Source organism: Ruegeria sp. SAZD011, from assembly GCF_059612545.1.
Map to the genome: position 1 here is coordinate 20,610 of NZ_JBXWQU010000023.1, position 16,113 is coordinate 36,722.

Genomic DNA, 16,113 nt, shown 5'->3' on the forward strand with positions numbered 1-16,113 from the left:
GCCCGTTCGCCCCGTCTGCCCTTGACGCTGCCGCGCAAGACTGAACATGTAGGGGCGCGATTACTATACCTTGGCTGGCCCCCGTGCCACCAGCCCCTAATACCCGACGGGACAAGGCTCAAGATGCTGCTCTTGATCGACAATTACGACAGTTTCACCTACAACCTCGTGCACTATCTGGGCGAGCTTGGCGCCGAGATCGAGGTGCGCCGCAACGACGCGCTGGATGTGCAGGAGGCGATGGCGCTGAACCCGGCGGGCATCCTGCTCAGCCCCGGCCCCTGCGACCCTGATCAGGCGGGCATCTGCCTTGCACTGACCGAGGCCGCCGCCGAGACCCGCACGCCATTGCTGGGCGTGTGCCTGGGGCATCAGACCATCGGACAGACCTTTGGTGGCAAGGTGGTGCGCTGCCACGAGATCGTGCATGGCAAGATGGGTCAGATGCATCACAGCGCAAAAGGTCTGTTTGCAGGCCTGCCCTCGCCGTTCGAGGCGACCCGCTATCACTCGCTGGTGGTCGAGCGCGACAGCCTGCCTGACTGTCTCGAGGTCACCGCCTGGCTGGAGGATGGCACCATCATGGGGCTGCAACACAAGGAATTGCCGATCCATGGGGTGCAGTTCCACCCCGAATCCATCGCCTCGGAACATGGGCACGCATTGCTGCGCAATTTCCTCGACGTGATGAAGGTACCGGCATGAGTGATGCGCTGAAACCGCTGATCGGTGCCGCTGCCGACCGCTCGCTGACCCGCGCCGAGGCCGAGCAGGCCTTTACCATCCTGTTCGATGGCGAGGCAACGCCCAGCCAGATCGGCGGCCTGCTGATGGCGCTGCGCACGCGCGGCGAAACGGTCGACGAATACGCCGCCGCCGCCGCCGTGATGCGCGCCAAATGCAACGCGGTGCGTGCGCCCGAGGGTGCGATGGATATCGTCGGCACCGGTGGCGATGGCAAGAACACGCTGAACATCTCGACCGCCACCGCCTTTGTCGTGGCGGGCGCGGGCGTGGTGGTGGCCAAGCACGGCAACCGCAACCTGAGTTCAAAATCCGGTACCGCCGATTTGCAGAGCCAGATGGGCATCAACGTGATGGTTGGCCCGCAAGTGGTTGAAAAGGCTCTGAACGAGGCCGGGATCGGCTTCATGATGGCGCCCATGCATCACCCGGCCACCGCCCATGTGATGCCCACCCGAGCCGAACTGGGCACCCGAACCATCTTCAACATTCTCGGGCCGCTCACCAACCCGGCAGGGGTCAAGCGGCAACTGACCGGCGCTTTCAGTCGCGCGCTGATCCGGCCCATGGCCGAGACGCTGGGCCTCTTGGGCTCGGAGCGCGCCTGGCTGGTGCATGGCTCGGACGGCACCGACGAGCTGACCATTACCGGGGTCAGCTGGGTCGCCGCGCTCGAGGATGGCACCGTCAAGGAGGTCGAGCTGCATCCCGAGGATGCGGGCCTGCCCGTCCATCCGTTCGAGACGATCGTCGGCGGCACCCCCGAGGAAAACGCCACCGCGTTTCGCGCGCTGCTGGATGGCGCGCCCTCGGCCTATCGCGACGCGGTGCTGCTGAACGCCGCCGCCGCGCTGGTGGTGGCCGACCGCGCCGCCGACCTGCGCGAGGGTGTCGCCCTCGCCGCCCAGAGCATCGACAGCGGCCAGGCCCGCGCCAAGGTCGAGGCTCTTTCCCGCATCACACAGGACGCAAGATGACCGATACGATTCTCGACAAGATCAAGGCCTACAAGCTGGAAGAGGTCGCCGCCGACAAGGCCGCCAAACCGCTGGAGGTGGTCGAGGCCGAGGCGCGCGAGGCGGATCCGGTGCGCGGCTTTGCCGATGCGCTGATTGCGGCCACGCGCCAGGGCTATGGCCTGATTGCCGAGATCAAGAAGGCCAGCCCGTCCAAGGGCCTCATCCGCCCCGATTTCGACCCGCCCGTGCTGGCGCGTGCCTATGCCGAGGGCGGCGCGACGTGCCTTTCAGTGCTGACCGACACGCCCAGTTTCCAGGGCGCCAAATCCTATCTGACCGCCGCGCGCGCCGCCTGCAACCTGCCCGCGCTGCGCAAGGATTTCATGTATGATCCCTATCAGGTGGTCGAGGCGCGTGCGCTGGGGGCGGATTGTATCCTGATCATCATGGCCTCGGTCGACGATGCCCAGGCCGAGGAACTGGAACAGACCGCGTTCGACTGGAACATGGATGTGCTGATCGAGGTGCATGACGCCGAAGAACTGGAACGCGCCGAGCGCCTGAAAAGCCCGCTGATCGGTATCAACAACCGCAATCTCAAGACATTCGAGACGACGCTGGATACCACCCGCAAACTGTCGAAACTGGTGCCGCCAGAGCGGATCATCGTCTGTGAAAGCGGGCTGAACACGCCCGCCGACCTGTTCGACATGGCGCGCTATGGCGCCCGCTGTTTCCTGATCGGCGAAAGCCTGATGCGCCAGGACGACGTGGCCGAGGCAACCCGCACCCTACTCGCCGATCCGCTGATGCCCGGAGCGATGTGATGAGCCTGACCCATTTCGACGCCAAGGGCGATGCGCATATGGTGGATGTCACCGACAAGGCGGTGACCGATCGTGTGGCCGTGGCCGAGGGTCACATCAGCATGGCACCGGAAACCTTTGATATCGTGGCAGAGGGACGCGCGAAAAAGGGGGACGTGCTGGCGGTTGCGCGGCTTGCGGGCATCATGGGCGCAAAGCGAACACCCGATCTGATCCCGCTCTGCCATCCGCTGGCCCTGACCAAGGTCGCGGTCGACCTGACGTTGGACCCCGAGCTGCCCGGCGTTCGCATCACCGCCACGGTCCGCACCACCGGCCAGACCGGTGTCGAGATGGAGGCGCTGACCGCGGTGTCGACCGCCGCGCTCACAGTCTATGACATGGTCAAGGCGGTGGACAAGGCGATGCAGATCGGCGGCATCCGCGTGATGCTGAAAGACGGTGGTAAATCAGGGCGTTACGAGGCGACATGATCACTGTCGAAGAGGCCCGCGCGCTGCTGCTTGACCTGGTGGAACCGCTTGGCGCCGAAGAGGCACCGCTGGCGGACGCGGCAGGCCGGGTTCTGGCACACGACGTTGCCGCGACACGGGATCAACCGCCCTTTGCCGCCGCCTCGATGGACGGGTATGCGGTGAAATCCGCCGAGGTCGAACGTCACGCCATGTTCAAGGTGATTGGAGAGGCCGCGGCGGGGCATCGGTTCGATGGCGAACTGGGCCCGGGTCAGGCGGTGCGTATCTTTACCGGTGCGCCAGTGCCAGCAGGCGCGGATTTCGTTGTAATTCAAGAAGATGTGAACCGCACCGGCGACCTGGTCACCATCACGGACGCGCCCGGTGACAAGCCCAATATCCGCCCGGCTGGCGTCGATTTCCGGGTCGGACAGACCCTTGCCGCGCCGCGTATCCTGCGGCCCGAGGATGTGGCGCTGCTGGCCTCGATGAACATCCCGCGCGTGCCGGTACGGCGCCGCCCGGTGGTCGCCCTGATCTCGACCGGGGATGAACTGGTGATGCCCGGTGAAACACCCGGCCCCGATCAGATCATCGCGTCCAACACGTTCGGTCTCAATGCCCTGTTCGAGGCCAATGGCGCGCAGGTCCGGGTATTGCCCATCGCACGCGATACCCGCGCGTCGCTGACCACCGCCTTTGAACTGGCCCGCGGCGCCGATCTGGTGATCACCATCGGCGGTGCCTCGGTGGGTGATCACGATCTGGTCGCTCAGGTGGCCGGGGCTCTCGGGATGGAACAAGCTTTCTACAAGGTGCGGATGCGCCCCGGCAAACCGCTGATGGCGGGCCGGATCGGTGACATGCCGATGGTGGGCCTTCCGGGTAATCCTGTTTCTGCAATGGTTTGCGGATACATCTTCATCCTTCCCATGCTACGACGGATGCTCGACCTTGATCCGGGTATCAGCCTGTGCGAGGCCGTGCTGAGAGCGCCCCTCGGGCCCAACGGACCGCGCGAACACTACATGCGTGCCCGGGTGAACGATGGGCAGATCGCCACCTTTGGTGATCAGGACAGTTCCCTGTTGTCGATCCTGGCCCAGGCCAACGCGCTGCTGATGCGCCCGCCCGAGGACCCGGCCCGCGCCGCCGGCGAGCGGGTTCGATACGTCCCGATCTGATCCTCTGACCTGGATTGTTGACACAAAACAGGAACATGCGTAGAACAAATGTAAACGCGTGACCGGAGAGGTATGGGGAATGCTGACCAAGAAGCAACTCGATCTGCTGGAATTCATTCACAAAAGACTGCAAGCGGATGGTGTGCCGCCCAGTTTTGACGAGATGAAGCTGGCGCTGGATTTGCGCTCGAAATCGGGCATTCACCGGCTGATCACCGCACTGGAGGAGCGTGGATTCATCCGCCGTCTCGCCCACCGCGCCCGCGCTATCGAGATCGTCAAATTACCCGAAAGCCTTGGTGGCGAACCCACGGTGGGCTTTCAGCCCCGCGTGATCGACGGCGACCGGCCCGACCGGCCGCGTCCCGCCAATGCGGAACCGGTGACCATCCACGCGCTGGAACTGCCGGTGATGGGCCGCATCGCCGCCGGTGTGCCGATCGAGGCGATCAGCCAGGTCTCGCATCAGGTGGCGGTCCCCGGCAGCATGGTCGGCCAGGGCGAGCATTACGCGCTTGAGGTCAAGGGCGATTCGATGATCGAGGCCGGGATCAACGATGGCGACGTGGTGGTGATCCGCGAGGCCTCGACCGCCGACAATGGCGATATCGTGGTGGCGCTGGTCGATGACAGCGAGGCGACGCTGAAACGCTTCTATCGCCGTGGCGCCAGTATCGCGCTCGAGGCCGCGAACCCGGCCTACGAGACCCGCGTGCTGCCCTCGGACCGCGTGCGGGTTCAAGGCCGGCTGGTCGGCTTGATCCGCACCTACTGATCCGCGTTTGCGGTCCGATGCGCGGCGCCGTTCCACAGGCGCCGCCCAGCCAGGCGTGCGGCGCTTTCCATTCCCTCTGGTCCGATGCTGAGCGCGCCGGTCAGGGCCAGCCGCTTGGGGTCATAGACCTCGCAAGGTCCGCTCACCGCAAGCGGGACGGCCGAGACGATCAGCTGCGCCTTTACGCAGCCGCTCAGGCTTTGCGCCGCGCGTTTGCCGGTCACATGCACGATCTCGACCCCACCCACGTTTATCCGTCGCATCATATCCGCTCCGGGCCAGCGCGCCGCCGCCGCCATCTGGTCGGCGCCGTCGCCATCGTTTTCCAGCCAGACCCCAGCGATGAAGCCCGCACCGCGCGGCTTGCTCAGCGCGCGGCCCGTTTCGGTCATCACCCCCACCAGCCCACCGGTATCGGCGATCAGCACGCCGGGCCGCTCGGCCCCGGACCAGAGCCAGAAGGCCGCCGCCATCACCGGCACGCCCGCCAACCGCGCCCGCCCGCGCCACAGCACCAGCCAGAGCGCGCCGAGCGAAAGAATGGGCAGCACCACCCAATCGGGCCGCATCACGTAGCCACGCGCGCCCTCCAGCCCCGCAACCCAATCGGCCACGCCCAGGATCCAGCGCAGGCCCAGCCCCATCAGCTCGAGCCCGATCCAGTCGAGCCCGAGCGGCGCCAGCACCAGCGCCAGCACCGCCGCCGGGATCACCACCAGCCCCATCAGCGGCACCGAGAGCAGATTGGCCACCAACCCGTAATGGGCCAGCGTATTGAAATGCGCAGCCCCGATCGGCGCCGTCGCCAGCCCCGCCACAGCCGAGGAAATCACCACCCCCACCACCGGATTCAGCCAGCGCGGCCCCAACCCGATCTCGGCCTCGCGCAGCCAGCCGAACACCGCGACCAGCGCCACAGTGGCGGCAAAACTCATCTGAAAGCCCGGGCCCAGCAACGCCTCGGGTCGCAGCACCAGCACGATCAGCGCGGCCATTGCCACCGCCCGCATCGACAGCGCCCGCCGGTCGACCAGAATGGCGCAGAGCATCACCGCCACCATCACAAAGGCACGCTGGGTCGCCACATTGCCGCCTGACAGCGCCAGATAGCCCGCTGCCACTGTCAAAGCGCCAAGCGCGGCCAGCTTGCGCACCGGCAGGCGCAGCGCCAAAGGCGGGATCAGCGACAGTGCCACCCGCAGCGCGGTAAAGACAAACCCCGCCAGCAGCCCCATATGCAGGCCCGAGATCGCCAGAAGATGCGCCAGATTGCTGGCCCTCAGCGCATCAAGCGCGCCCTGGCTCACGCCGCTACGGTCGCCGGTGGTGACAGCGGCAGCAAAGCCGCCCACATCGCCCGGCAGCCGGGCGCGGATATGAACCGAGGCCGCCATGCGCAGGGCGAACACGCTCATGTCACGCTCGGCCCGGTCTGGCGGACGCGCCAGCAGCACCGGAACGCGGGTATATCCGATCGCGCCCAGACCCTGAAACCAGGCATGGCGGCGGAAATCGAACCCGCCCGGCTCGACCGGCCCCTGCGGCGGGGACAGATAGGCGGTGGTCATGATCCGGCTGCCGGGTTCAGGCACACGCTCGTCACCATGCAGTGAGATCCGCACATGGCGCGGCGACCCTGCCGGCATCCAGCGATCCAGCCGCACCTGATCCAGCGTCACCCTCAGCTTGTCCGAAGCGGACCGGTCCAGCGCGACCACCCGCCCCTCGACCGGTCCGTAATAGCGCCCCTCGATCACAGGGGCGGCAATGGAATGCGCGCGCGCACCCGCCAGAACAAACCCCGCCGCGATCAGCGCCAGCGCCCAGCCCAGCGGCGACCAGGCACCGGGACGGAGCAGCGCCCAGAGGCCTTGCAACAGGCCAATCCCGGCGATCAGAGCATAGTGGATCGGGCCCGGTTCAACGCGCAGCAGGAAATAGCCACCGATCCCCAGCGCCAGACAGACCGGCACCCAGGGAAACAGATACCCCCGCTGCGCCAGCAGCGCGGCCTCGATCCGTGGCAGAACGCGCATGCTTGCTCCCACTCGTCCGGCTCGTTAGACAGACCGCAGAACCCTAGCCCCTTCACGGTTACCAAAAGGTAAATTGCCCTTATGCCGGATCAGGTCGTCACCCGCTTTGCCCCTTCTCCCACCGGTTTCCTGCATATCGGCGGCGCCCGCACGGCGCTGTTCAACTGGCTTTACGCGCGGGGGCGCGGGGGCAAGTTCCTGCTCCGGATCGAGGATACCGACCGGGCGCGCTCAACCCCCGAGGCGACGGCGGCGATCCTTCAGGGCATGGCCTGGCTGGGGCTGGACCATGACGGCGAGGTGATCAGCCAGTTCGAGCGCGCGCCGCGCCATGCCGAGGTGGCGCTGGAGCTGCTGGCCCAGGGCAAGGCCTATAAGTGCTTCTCGACGCAGGACGAAATCCAGGCCTTTCGCGAGGCCGCCCAGGCCGAGAAACGCTCGACCCTGTTCCGCAGTCCCTGGCGCGACGCCGATCCGGCGACCCATCCCGACCGGCCCTATGTGATCCGCATCAAGGCGCCCGAGAGCGGCGAAACCGTGATCCGCGACCGGGTGCAGGGCGATGTGACCATCCGCAACGACCAGCTCGACGACATGGTGCTGCTGCGCTCGGACGGGACACCGGTCTATATGCTGGCGGTGGTCGTCGATGACCACGACATGGGCGTGACCCATGTGATCCGGGGCGACGACCATCTGAACAACGCCGCCCGCCAGATGATGATCTATCAGGCGATGGGCTGGGACGTTCCGGTCTGGGCTCATATCCCGCTGATCCACGGACCCGACGGCAAGAAACTGTCCAAGCGCCACGGCGCGCTGGGGGCGCAGGAATACCAGGCCATGGGCTATCCCGCCGCCGGCATGCGCAACTATCTGGCGCGACTGGGCTGGAGCCATGGCGACGACGAGTTCTTTACCGACGCGCAGGCGCGCGAATGGTTCGATCTGGATGGAATCGGCAAATCCCCTGCCCGGTTCGACCTGAAAAAGCTGGAAAATCTGAGCGGTCAGCACATTGCCGTCTCAGATGACGCTGCGTTGCGGCATGAGATTCAGGCCTATCTTGCGGCAGCAGATCTTCCAGCTCTTACCGACACACAATCCAGTGATCTGGAACGTGCGATGTATTGCCTCAAGGACCGGGCACGCACCTTCCCTGAACTGCTTGAAAAAGCTTCATTTATCCTTTCCACTCGCCCGATCGAGCCAGATGAGAAGGCAGCGGCGGCCCTGACCAGTGTATCCGATGGTATACTGACAGAATTGACGCCGCAGTTGCAAAATGCTAGCTGGACGAGAGAGTGTCTGGAAGAAGCGTTGAACGCTTTTGCCGAGGCGCATGGAACCAAGTTCGGCAAGCTTGCCGCGCCCCTTCGGGCCGCGCTTGCCGGACGGGCCGTGACGCCTTCGGTATTCGACATGATGCTGGTGCTGGGCCGGGACGAAAGTCTGGCCCGTCTCCGGGACGCGGCGAACGCAGCCTGACATTCACGATCAGGCAATGTTGCGCGGTTAAGACCTGGGCTTGCGCGGCTGTGCGCAGGCCCTGACGCATGCGATGCGTGGGACTCCGCCCGTGTCCGTGCCTGCCATGAGGAAGGGAAATCGATGACTGAAGACAAGAAAACCGCCACGCTCAGCCTGAACGGCCAATCCTACGATTTGCCAATCCTTTCGCCCTCGACAGGCCCGGATGTGATCGACATCCGCAAACTCTATGGCCAGGCGGGCGTGTTCACCTATGATCCCGGTTTCACCTCGACCGCCAGCTGCGACAGCACCATCACCTATATCGATGGCGAGCTCGGAGAGCTGTTGCATCGGGGCTATCCGATCGACCAGCTGGCCGCGAAATCTCATTATCTCGAAGTCTGCTATCTGCTGCTGTACGGAGAGCTTCCGACCGCGGCCGATCTGGAAAAGTTCGAGAGCACGATCACCCGCCACACCATGATCCACGAGCAGATGCACTATTTCTTCCGCGGCTTCCGCCGGGACGCGCATCCGATGGCGACCATGGTGGGTGTGGTCGGCGCGATGTCGGCCTTCTACCACGACTCGACCGATATCGCCGACTCGCATCAGCGCGAGATCGCCAGCCACCGCCTGATCGCCAAGATGCCGACCATCGCGGCGATGGCGTACAAGTATTCGATCGGTCAACCGTTCATGTATCCGCGCAACGATCTGGATTACGCGGCCAACTTCCTGCAAATGTGCTTTGCCGTGCCGGCCGAGCATTACCATGTCGACCCGATCCTGGCCCGCGCGATGGACCGGATTTTCACCCTGCATGCCGATCACGAGCAGAACGCCTCGACCTCGACCGTGCGTCTGGCGTCGTCCTCGGGCGCGAACCCGTTTGCCTGTATCGCCGCCGGTATCGCCTGTCTCTGGGGCCCGGCCCATGGCGGCGCCAACCAGGCCTGTCTGGAGATGCTGAAGGAGATCGGCTCGCCCGACCGCATCCCCGAATATATCGCCCGCGCCAAGGACAAGAACGACCCGTTCCGCCTGATGGGCTTTGGCCACCGGGTCTACAAGAACTTCGACCCGCGCGCGACGGTGATGAAACAGTCCGCCGACGAGGTGCTGGACCTGCTGGGCGTGGAAAACAACCCGATCCTGGCCACTGCCAAGGAACTGGAACGCGCGGCGCTTGCCGACGACTATTTCGCCGAGAAAAAGCTGTTCCCGAATGTCGATTTCTATTCGGGCATCATCCTCGAGGCGATGGGCTTCCCCACCTCGATGTTCACGCCCATCTTCGCCGTGTCGCGGACCGTGGGCTGGGTCAGCCAGTGGAAAGAGCAGCTGGCCGACCCGCAGCACAAGATCGGCCGCCCGCGTCAGCTGTACCTCGGCTCGACCGCGCGCGACTATGTGGATATCGAAGACCGCTGATCCGCGGTCGATCCGGTTTCAAGCCCCGGCGGATCCCTGCGCCGGGGTTTTTCTGTGCCTGCCGGTTCCGCTCGGCCCGGTCCCGCGAAGACGGCAGGTCTCGGGCAGATGCGAATCCCCGGCCTGCGCTGCCACAGCCACGCCAGGTTTCTGTTTCGGAAATCTCGGCTATCCGTTTCGCCCCGCGACATCGTTGACGCCTCGTAAACGCCGCACCCCGCAAAACCCGCCATCCAGCAGCAAATGCGTCAATTTCATGGCGGGAATATGGCGTGACGGGTAGCGTCGGCTTCGGAATTCGAAAGCGGCTGGTAACGCGGGTTAGTAGGGGGTTTTCATGACCGGAACCATTGGCGAAAAAACAGAAATCACCGTGACACTGGGCTGCGAACCGCGCCTTCTGGTCACCATCGTGGAAAAGCCCGACGGCGGGCTGTTCATCGACATCAAGTCAGAGGACCCTTCGGTCGAGGTGGGCGATCTCGACGGGTTCTTCTTCAATTTCAACGATGATGCGACACTGGACGGATTGCATATCTGGCCCGCCGAGAACGAAGGCACGCAATGGTCGCCGGTCACCGATGTTCAGCTGAACCCGGATGCCGTCGACAGCCTGAGCAACGGCGCCCAGCTGGTCGAAGGCTATGATGCGGGCATCCAGTTCGGGACAACCCCGGATTCGACCGAAGGCCATGTCAGCGCCGCCAATTTCACCATGTGGTCCGAGAACGGGCCACTCAGCATCTCGGATATCGACCTCGACAGCCTGGCCGCGGTGGTGGATTCCGACACCGGCAATGGCATCGTCAAGACCGTCAGCGACAGCACCGGCGACACTGGCGATGACGGGGAAGACCATGACGAGGACGAATGCGCCTTTGTCATCGAGGGTCCGGTCAACACCGAGGTGGTGCTGACCCAGCTCGAGAATGGTGAGATCCGCGTCGATCTTGAAGTGCTCGAGGGCGACGATCCCGACGCGACGGGGCAGATCGGCGATATCACCGGCCTGTTCTTCAATGTTGGCGATGACAGCCTGCTGGACGGTATGACGGTGACCGGCGACGATGTCACGGGATCGAAATTCGACGCTGGTTCGGTCAACGATCTGGGCAACGGTGCCAATATGGAGGGCGCCCAGGATGGCGAGACGGGCGAGACTGCAAACGGCTTCGATGCCGGCATCTCGATTGGCAAGAACGGCATCGGGCATGGCGACGATATCCGCGCCACCAGCTTTACGCTGTCGCATCCCGACGGGCTGAGCCTGGAGGATTTCAGCGGCGAGTATTTCGGGTTGCGCCTGACCTCGGTCGGGGACGAGGGCAGCGATGACCGCGATGGCTCGTTGAAGCTGATCGGCCAGTGCGGGGACGACCCGCAGCCGCCGATCTGCGACGACGAGTATTACCTGAACGATGTCATGGCGCTGATGACCCAGCCCATGCATGACGAACTGGCCTATGAGATGATGGCGAGCGACCCGGTCGAGGACACGGAACTGGTCGAGACCTACTGAGCACCCTGCCCGCTCAGAACAGGCTCAGCTGATCGCCGGGCTGCGGGGGCACCCGGAACAGATCGCATCTCAGGGCTGGCGCCTCTTGCGCCAGCCCGATGCGTTTGCAGGCGGCGCGGAACCGTTTCGCGATCATCTGGGCATACTCGCCCTCGCCCCGCATCCGGTGACCCCAGCGCGGGTCATAGTCGCGCCCGCCATGCATCTCGCGCAGGCGGGCCATCACCTTGGCCGCGCGGGCGGGCGCGTGTTCGGCCAGCCACTCCTGCCACAGCGGCGACACCTCGCGCGGCAGCCGCAGCATGATCCAACTGGCGGTATCGGCGCCCGCCTCGGCCCCGGCAGCGAGCAGCGCCTCAAGCTCGTGATCGGTCAGGCCGGGAATCAGCGGCGAGGTCATCACCCGCACCGGCACCCCAGCCCCGCTGAGCGCCCGGATCATCGCAAGACGCCGCGCAGGCGATGGTGCGCGCGGCTCCATCCGGCGGGCCAGCCCCGCATCCAGCGTCGTGAGCGAGATCCCCACCCGCACCAGCCCACGCGCCGCCATCGGCGCCAGAATGTCCAGATCGCGTTCGATCAGCGCCCCGCGCGTGACGATGGCAACCGGATGGTTGAACGCATCCAGCACCTGTAGACAGGCACGGGTGATCGCATGTGTCTTTTCCAGCGGCTGATAAGGGTCGGTATTGGTGCCGATGGCGATGGGCGCCACCTTGTAGCGGCGCGCGCTCAACTCGGCCCGCAGCACTTCGGCCGCGTTGGGCCGGGCCACCAGCCGGGTTTCGAAATCCAGCCCCGGCGACAGGCCCAGATAGGCGTGGCTGGGCCGGGCGAAACAATAGGAACACCCGTGTTCGCAGCCCCGATAGGGGTTGATCGAGCGATCAAAGGGCAGATCGGGCGAGCGGTTATAGCTGATCAGGCTACGCGCGGTTTCCAGCAAGACCTGGGTCCTGAGCGGCGGCAGATCCTCCTCCCGATCCCAACCATCAGGTTCGGCCACCCGATCCAGAGGCTCGAACCGGCCCGCATCGTTGCTGCGCGCGCCACGCCCGACGGGCCGGGCCGAAATCAAGGGGGGTACGGGGTGAGTCTGCATGCCCAAAACTAGAACATTAAGCGAACATTCAGCAAGGCGAAAGATGCTGCCGATCTGGTCGCAAGCGACCTGTCCGACAGCAGGTATATGCGGGACATTGATGATCTAGCTGCGCAATACTCATTATCATTCGGGCATTTTTCATCCTATAGGTCGGTTGCAACACCGCCCATGTCGCAATCAACGCAGTCGAAAAGTGACCTTCGGGCAAAAAGGAAAAAAACGGCACCCCCGGGGCCCGCCCCGCCCAAGATTGAGGAATTGCGCCATGTCGGAAGAAGAAGACATCATCCTGTCGGAACTCGACGACGAAGAACTTGTCCAGCAGATGTTCGACGACCTTTACGACGGTCTCAAGGAAGAGATCGAAGAAAGCGTCAACATCCTGATCGAACGCGGCTGGGCGCCCTATGACGTTCTGACCAAGGCTCTGGTGGGCGGCATGACCATCGTCGGCGCCGACTTCCGCGACGGTATCCTCTTCGTTCCCGAAGTGCTGCTGGCCGCCAACGCGATGAAGGGCGGCATGGCCATCCTGAAACCGCTGCTGGCCGAAACCGGCGCACCGCGCGTAGGCAAGATGGTGATCGGCACCGTCAAGGGCGACATTCACGACATCGGCAAGAACCTTGTGTCGATGATGATGGAAGGCGCCGGTTTCGAGGTGGTCGATCTGGGCATCAACAACCCGGTCGAGAACTATCTGGAAGCGCTGGAAAAAGAAGAGCCCGATATCCTCGGCATGTCCGCCCTGCTGACCACTACCATGCCCTATATGAAGGTGGTGATCGACACGCTGGTCGAACAGGGCAAGCGCGACGACTATATCGTTCTGGTCGGCGGCGCGCCGCTGAACGAGGAATTCGGCAAGGCGATCGGTGCCGACGCCTATTGCCGCGATGCCGCCGTTGCGGTGGAAACCGCCAAGGATTTCGTCGGTCGCAAGCATAACCGCATGGCCGGCTGAGCACGCCAGCGGGTACAGTCAGGGCCGCCCTTCGGGGCGGCCCTTTGCGTTTGGGTGCACGGGTTCGCTTGGCCCGTTTCCGCCGACGACACGAAACCGCCAACATTCCCCCTGACTTTGGCCACCATCACAGCCTAATTTTCGTCAGTGCCCCAAAGCTGCTGACAGGTGCCCAATGCCAACGACCTTTACCGCGCTGTTTCTCGGCAATCTGGCCGATATCGACACGTTCGAAGGCAACAACTCTGCCGAAAACGCCGGGGCGCTGGTGGGCCTGACCTTTGGCAGCGTTGCCAATCCGCTGGTGGACAGCGCCGTGACCTGGAGCGCGGTAGGGAATCCCGGCAGCTTCTTTGACATGGACAACAATCCGGCCGAGCAGTTCTCGATCGACGGCGGCCCGGCGCAAACCTTTGACGGCACTGCCGTTTACGATGCCACCATCACCTATACCGATGGCAGCACAGCGACCATCACCGCAGTGCTGGCACAGGATGTGAACGGCAACACCTATCTGGTGCCGGAATTCAACGCGAATGCCGACCAGACCGCGCTCGAGGCGGGAATCATCGAGTCGATCACACTTGATGCCGTCACCGGCGGAGGCGCCAATTATTCCGGTCTGACCGCAAATCGGCAGGACTGGCAGCTGGTGACCTGCTTCACTCCCGGCACCATCATCGATACCGCCCAGGGTCCGCGCCTGATCGAAGAGCTAAGGCCCGGTGACCTGATCCGCACACTCGACCATGGCGATCAGCCGCTGCGCTGGATCGGACATACCACCGTGCGCGCCACCGGTGCGCTGGCTCCGATCCTGATCCGCGCCGGGGCGCTGGACAATCGCCGCGACCTGATCGTGTCACCGCAGCACCGGATGCTGATCGAAGGCTGGCGGGCCGAGCTGATCACCGGCCATGCCCAGGCGCTTGTCACCGCCAAGCATCTGGTCAATGCGCGCGACATCCTTGTCGCGCCGGGGGGCGAGGTCACCTATATCCACCTGCTGTTCGACCGGCATGAAATCATCTGGGCCGAAGGCTGCGCGACCGAAAGCTTTCATCCCGGCCAGATGGGCTGGTCCGGCCTGGAAAAGGCAGCGCGCGATGAAATCCTGACGCTGTTCCCGGAACTGGCGGCGATGGGCCTTGCCAGCTATGGCCCGCTGGCACGGCCCGCCATCCGCCAGCACGAGGCGCTGTTGTCGGTAGCCTGACACGACCTGTCGCAGCCGCACTTGCCTTTCCGCGACGGCGCCGGGCATTCTGCCGCCACCACAACCGGTAAAGGCGCCCGATATGACCACCGCCCCAGATGACGCCCAGCTGACCCGCAGCGGCCTGAGCCTGACCACCGGCGGGGCGCGGGTGCTGCTCATTGCCTGCGGCGCCCTGGCGCGCGAGATTCTGGACCTGCGCGACCGCAACGGCTGGACCCATATGGATCTGACCTGCCTGCCCGCCATCCTGCATGTCTATCCCGAACGGATCACCGCGGCTGTCGAGGAAGCAGTGGCGCGCCACCGCGGCACCTATCAGCATATCTTCGTCGTCTATGCCGATTGCGGCACCGGTGGCCTGCTCGAGGCCGCTTGCGCGCGGCTTGGGGTCGAGATGGTCAAGGGTCCGCATTGCTATTCCTTCTTCGAAGGCAACGCGCGCTTCGCCGAGGTCTCGCAGGACGAGATCACCGCCTTTTACCTGACCGATTTCCTGGTCCGGCAATTCGATGCCTTTGTCTGGAAACCGATGGGGTTCGACCGCCACCCCGAGCTGATCCCGATGATGTTCGGCAATTACACCAAGCTGGTGTACCAGGCCCAGACCGACGATCCGGCCTTGACAGAAAAGGCGCGTGCCTGTGCCGAACGGCTGGGCCTCGCCTTCGAGCGTCGTTTCACCGGCTATGGTGATCTGGAAACCACGCTCGCCGGCTGGGCGGACGGTAACGCGCGCGGCGACTAGCGCCGCGCGCTCCTTGCTCAGGCCTCTTTCAACGTAGCCAGACCTGCCATGGCACGGGCCTCATAGGCGGCGATTGCCGCGCCATCCAGGCTGTTGCCGACGCGCTCGACCCAGGCCTTGATCGCCGGAGTGTCGGGCATCAGGTGCGGCGCCCACTGAAAGGGCGAGGCCAGCAGGATATCCGCGACACTCACCGTGTCGCCCAGCAGGAACGGCCGATCTTTCACCCCCCTCTCCAGCACGGCGCAGACCTCATCCATGCCGCGAAAGGTCTCGGTCAGCGCCGGGTGATCCAGCCCGGAAAACGCGGCCACCAGAACCGGCTCCAGCACCCCGCCCGAATAGGCCATCCAGCTCAGGTAAGCGCCGCGCCCCGGCGCGCCGATAGCGGGGCTCAGGGGCTGGCCGAACAGTTCGTCCAGATACATCATGATGGCCGCGCTTTCGCGCACCTCTTCACCGTCATCGGTGACCAGAAAGGGAACCTTGCCCTCGGGGTGGGGATTGCGCGGGTCGCGCCGCCCGCTGCCGTCAAAGCGCGGAACCTCGACAGTGACCACCTCGACCTGATCCAGTTTTCCCATCAGCATCAGCTGTGCGATCACGCGCGAGGCACGGGTATTTGGCGAGTAGTAGAGCGTTGGCATGTTTCTGACCTTTCACATGTCGGGTTG

General features: G+C 64.5%; 15 protein-coding genes. 12 read left to right on the top strand and 3 right to left on the bottom strand.

Annotated features, from left to right (window positions below):
• Positions 1-123: 123 nt before the first annotated feature.
• From AC2FLM_RS11770 to lexA, 6 genes are all read left to right on the top strand, one after another.
• Positions 124-705 carry an anthranilate synthase component II gene (locus AC2FLM_RS11770; protein ID WP_496858097.1) on the top strand — a complete coding sequence of 194 codons (582 nt, stop codon included), beginning with the start codon at positions 124-126 and terminating at the stop codon, positions 703-705.
• Entirely contained in the window at positions 702-1,721 is a 1,020-nt protein-coding gene (gene trpD / locus AC2FLM_RS11775; RefSeq protein WP_234136813.1) for an anthranilate phosphoribosyltransferase, read from the top strand. Before AC2FLM_RS11770 ends, trpD begins: the two co-directional genes overlap by 4 nt.
• Positions 1,718-2,530, top strand: coding sequence for an indole-3-glycerol phosphate synthase TrpC (gene trpC / locus AC2FLM_RS11780; RefSeq protein WP_496858099.1), 813 nt, complete (start codon positions 1,718-1,720; stop codon positions 2,528-2,530). Before trpD ends, trpC begins: the two co-directional genes overlap by 4 nt.
• Positions 2,530-3,003 carry a cyclic pyranopterin monophosphate synthase MoaC gene (gene moaC, locus AC2FLM_RS11785; RefSeq protein WP_496858101.1) on the top strand — a complete coding sequence of 158 codons (474 nt, stop codon included), beginning with the start codon at positions 2,530-2,532 and terminating at the stop codon, positions 3,001-3,003. The genes trpC and moaC overlap by 1 nt, the downstream gene beginning before the upstream one ends.
• A complete protein-coding gene (locus AC2FLM_RS11790) occupies positions 3,000-4,169 on the top strand; it encodes a molybdopterin molybdotransferase MoeA (RefSeq protein ID WP_496858103.1) in 1,170 nt (389 codons plus the stop codon). Before moaC ends, AC2FLM_RS11790 begins: the two co-directional genes overlap by 4 nt.
• A 79-nt stretch (positions 4,170-4,248) precedes the next feature.
• The gene (gene lexA, locus AC2FLM_RS11795; RefSeq protein WP_496858105.1) at positions 4,249-4,944 is read left to right on the top strand and encodes a transcriptional repressor LexA; all 696 of its coding nucleotides are present in this window, start codon (positions 4,249-4,251) and stop codon (positions 4,942-4,944) included.
• Here the strand turns inward: lexA and AC2FLM_RS11800 are convergent.
• Entirely contained in the window at positions 4,938-6,980 is a 2,043-nt protein-coding gene (locus AC2FLM_RS11800; RefSeq protein WP_496858107.1) for a ComEC/Rec2 family competence protein, read from the bottom strand. The two genes, lexA and AC2FLM_RS11800, sit on opposite strands and share 7 nt — an antisense overlap.
• 81 nt (positions 6,981-7,061) lie before the next feature.
• On the opposite strand from AC2FLM_RS11800, the gene gltX reads away from it, so the two are divergent.
• The 3 genes from gltX (at position 7,062) to AC2FLM_RS11815 (ending at position 11,406) form a co-directional block, all read left to right on the top strand.
• Positions 7,062-8,468 carry a glutamate--tRNA ligase gene (gltX, locus tag AC2FLM_RS11805; RefSeq protein ID WP_496858109.1) on the top strand — a complete coding sequence of 469 codons (1,407 nt, stop codon included), beginning with the start codon at positions 7,062-7,064 and terminating at the stop codon, positions 8,466-8,468.
• 123 nt (positions 8,469-8,591) lie between these two features.
• Positions 8,592-9,887, top strand: a complete 1,296-nt coding sequence (locus AC2FLM_RS11810; protein ID WP_234217940.1) for a citrate synthase — start codon at positions 8,592-8,594, stop codon at positions 9,885-9,887.
• Between the two features lie 337 nt (positions 9,888-10,224).
• Positions 10,225-11,406 (top strand): hypothetical protein, encoded by a 1,182-nt coding sequence (locus AC2FLM_RS11815; protein WP_496858111.1) that lies wholly within the window; start codon positions 10,225-10,227, stop codon positions 11,404-11,406.
• A 13-nt stretch (positions 11,407-11,419) separates the two neighbouring features.
• On the opposite strand, the gene AC2FLM_RS11820 is transcribed toward AC2FLM_RS11815, so the two are convergent.
• Complete coding sequence (locus tag AC2FLM_RS11820; RefSeq protein WP_496858113.1) at positions 11,420-12,508, bottom strand: PA0069 family radical SAM protein; 1,089 nt, start codon at positions 12,506-12,508, stop codon at positions 11,420-11,422.
• Between the two features lie 268 nt (positions 12,509-12,776).
• Between AC2FLM_RS11820 and AC2FLM_RS11825 the strand changes: the two genes are divergently transcribed.
• From AC2FLM_RS11825 to AC2FLM_RS11835, 3 genes are all read left to right on the top strand, one after another.
• Positions 12,777-13,475 (top strand): corrinoid protein, encoded by a 699-nt coding sequence (locus AC2FLM_RS11825; protein ID WP_496858115.1) that lies wholly within the window; start codon positions 12,777-12,779, stop codon positions 13,473-13,475.
• A gap of 175 nt (positions 13,476-13,650) precedes the next feature.
• On the top strand, positions 13,651-14,691 hold the full coding sequence (locus AC2FLM_RS11830; protein ID WP_496858117.1) for a Hint domain-containing protein: 1,041 nt from the start codon (positions 13,651-13,653) through the stop codon (positions 14,689-14,691).
• Between the two features lie 82 nt (positions 14,692-14,773).
• Complete coding sequence (locus tag AC2FLM_RS11835; RefSeq protein WP_496858119.1) at positions 14,774-15,439, top strand: DUF1638 domain-containing protein; 666 nt, start codon at positions 14,774-14,776, stop codon at positions 15,437-15,439.
• Positions 15,440-15,456: 17 nt separating this feature from the next.
• Here AC2FLM_RS11835 and AC2FLM_RS11840 read toward each other — a convergent pair whose 3' ends face one another.
• Positions 15,457-16,086 (bottom strand): glutathione S-transferase family protein, encoded by a 630-nt coding sequence (locus AC2FLM_RS11840; protein ID WP_496858121.1) that lies wholly within the window; start codon positions 16,084-16,086, stop codon positions 15,457-15,459.
• Positions 16,087-16,113 lie beyond the last annotated feature (27 nt).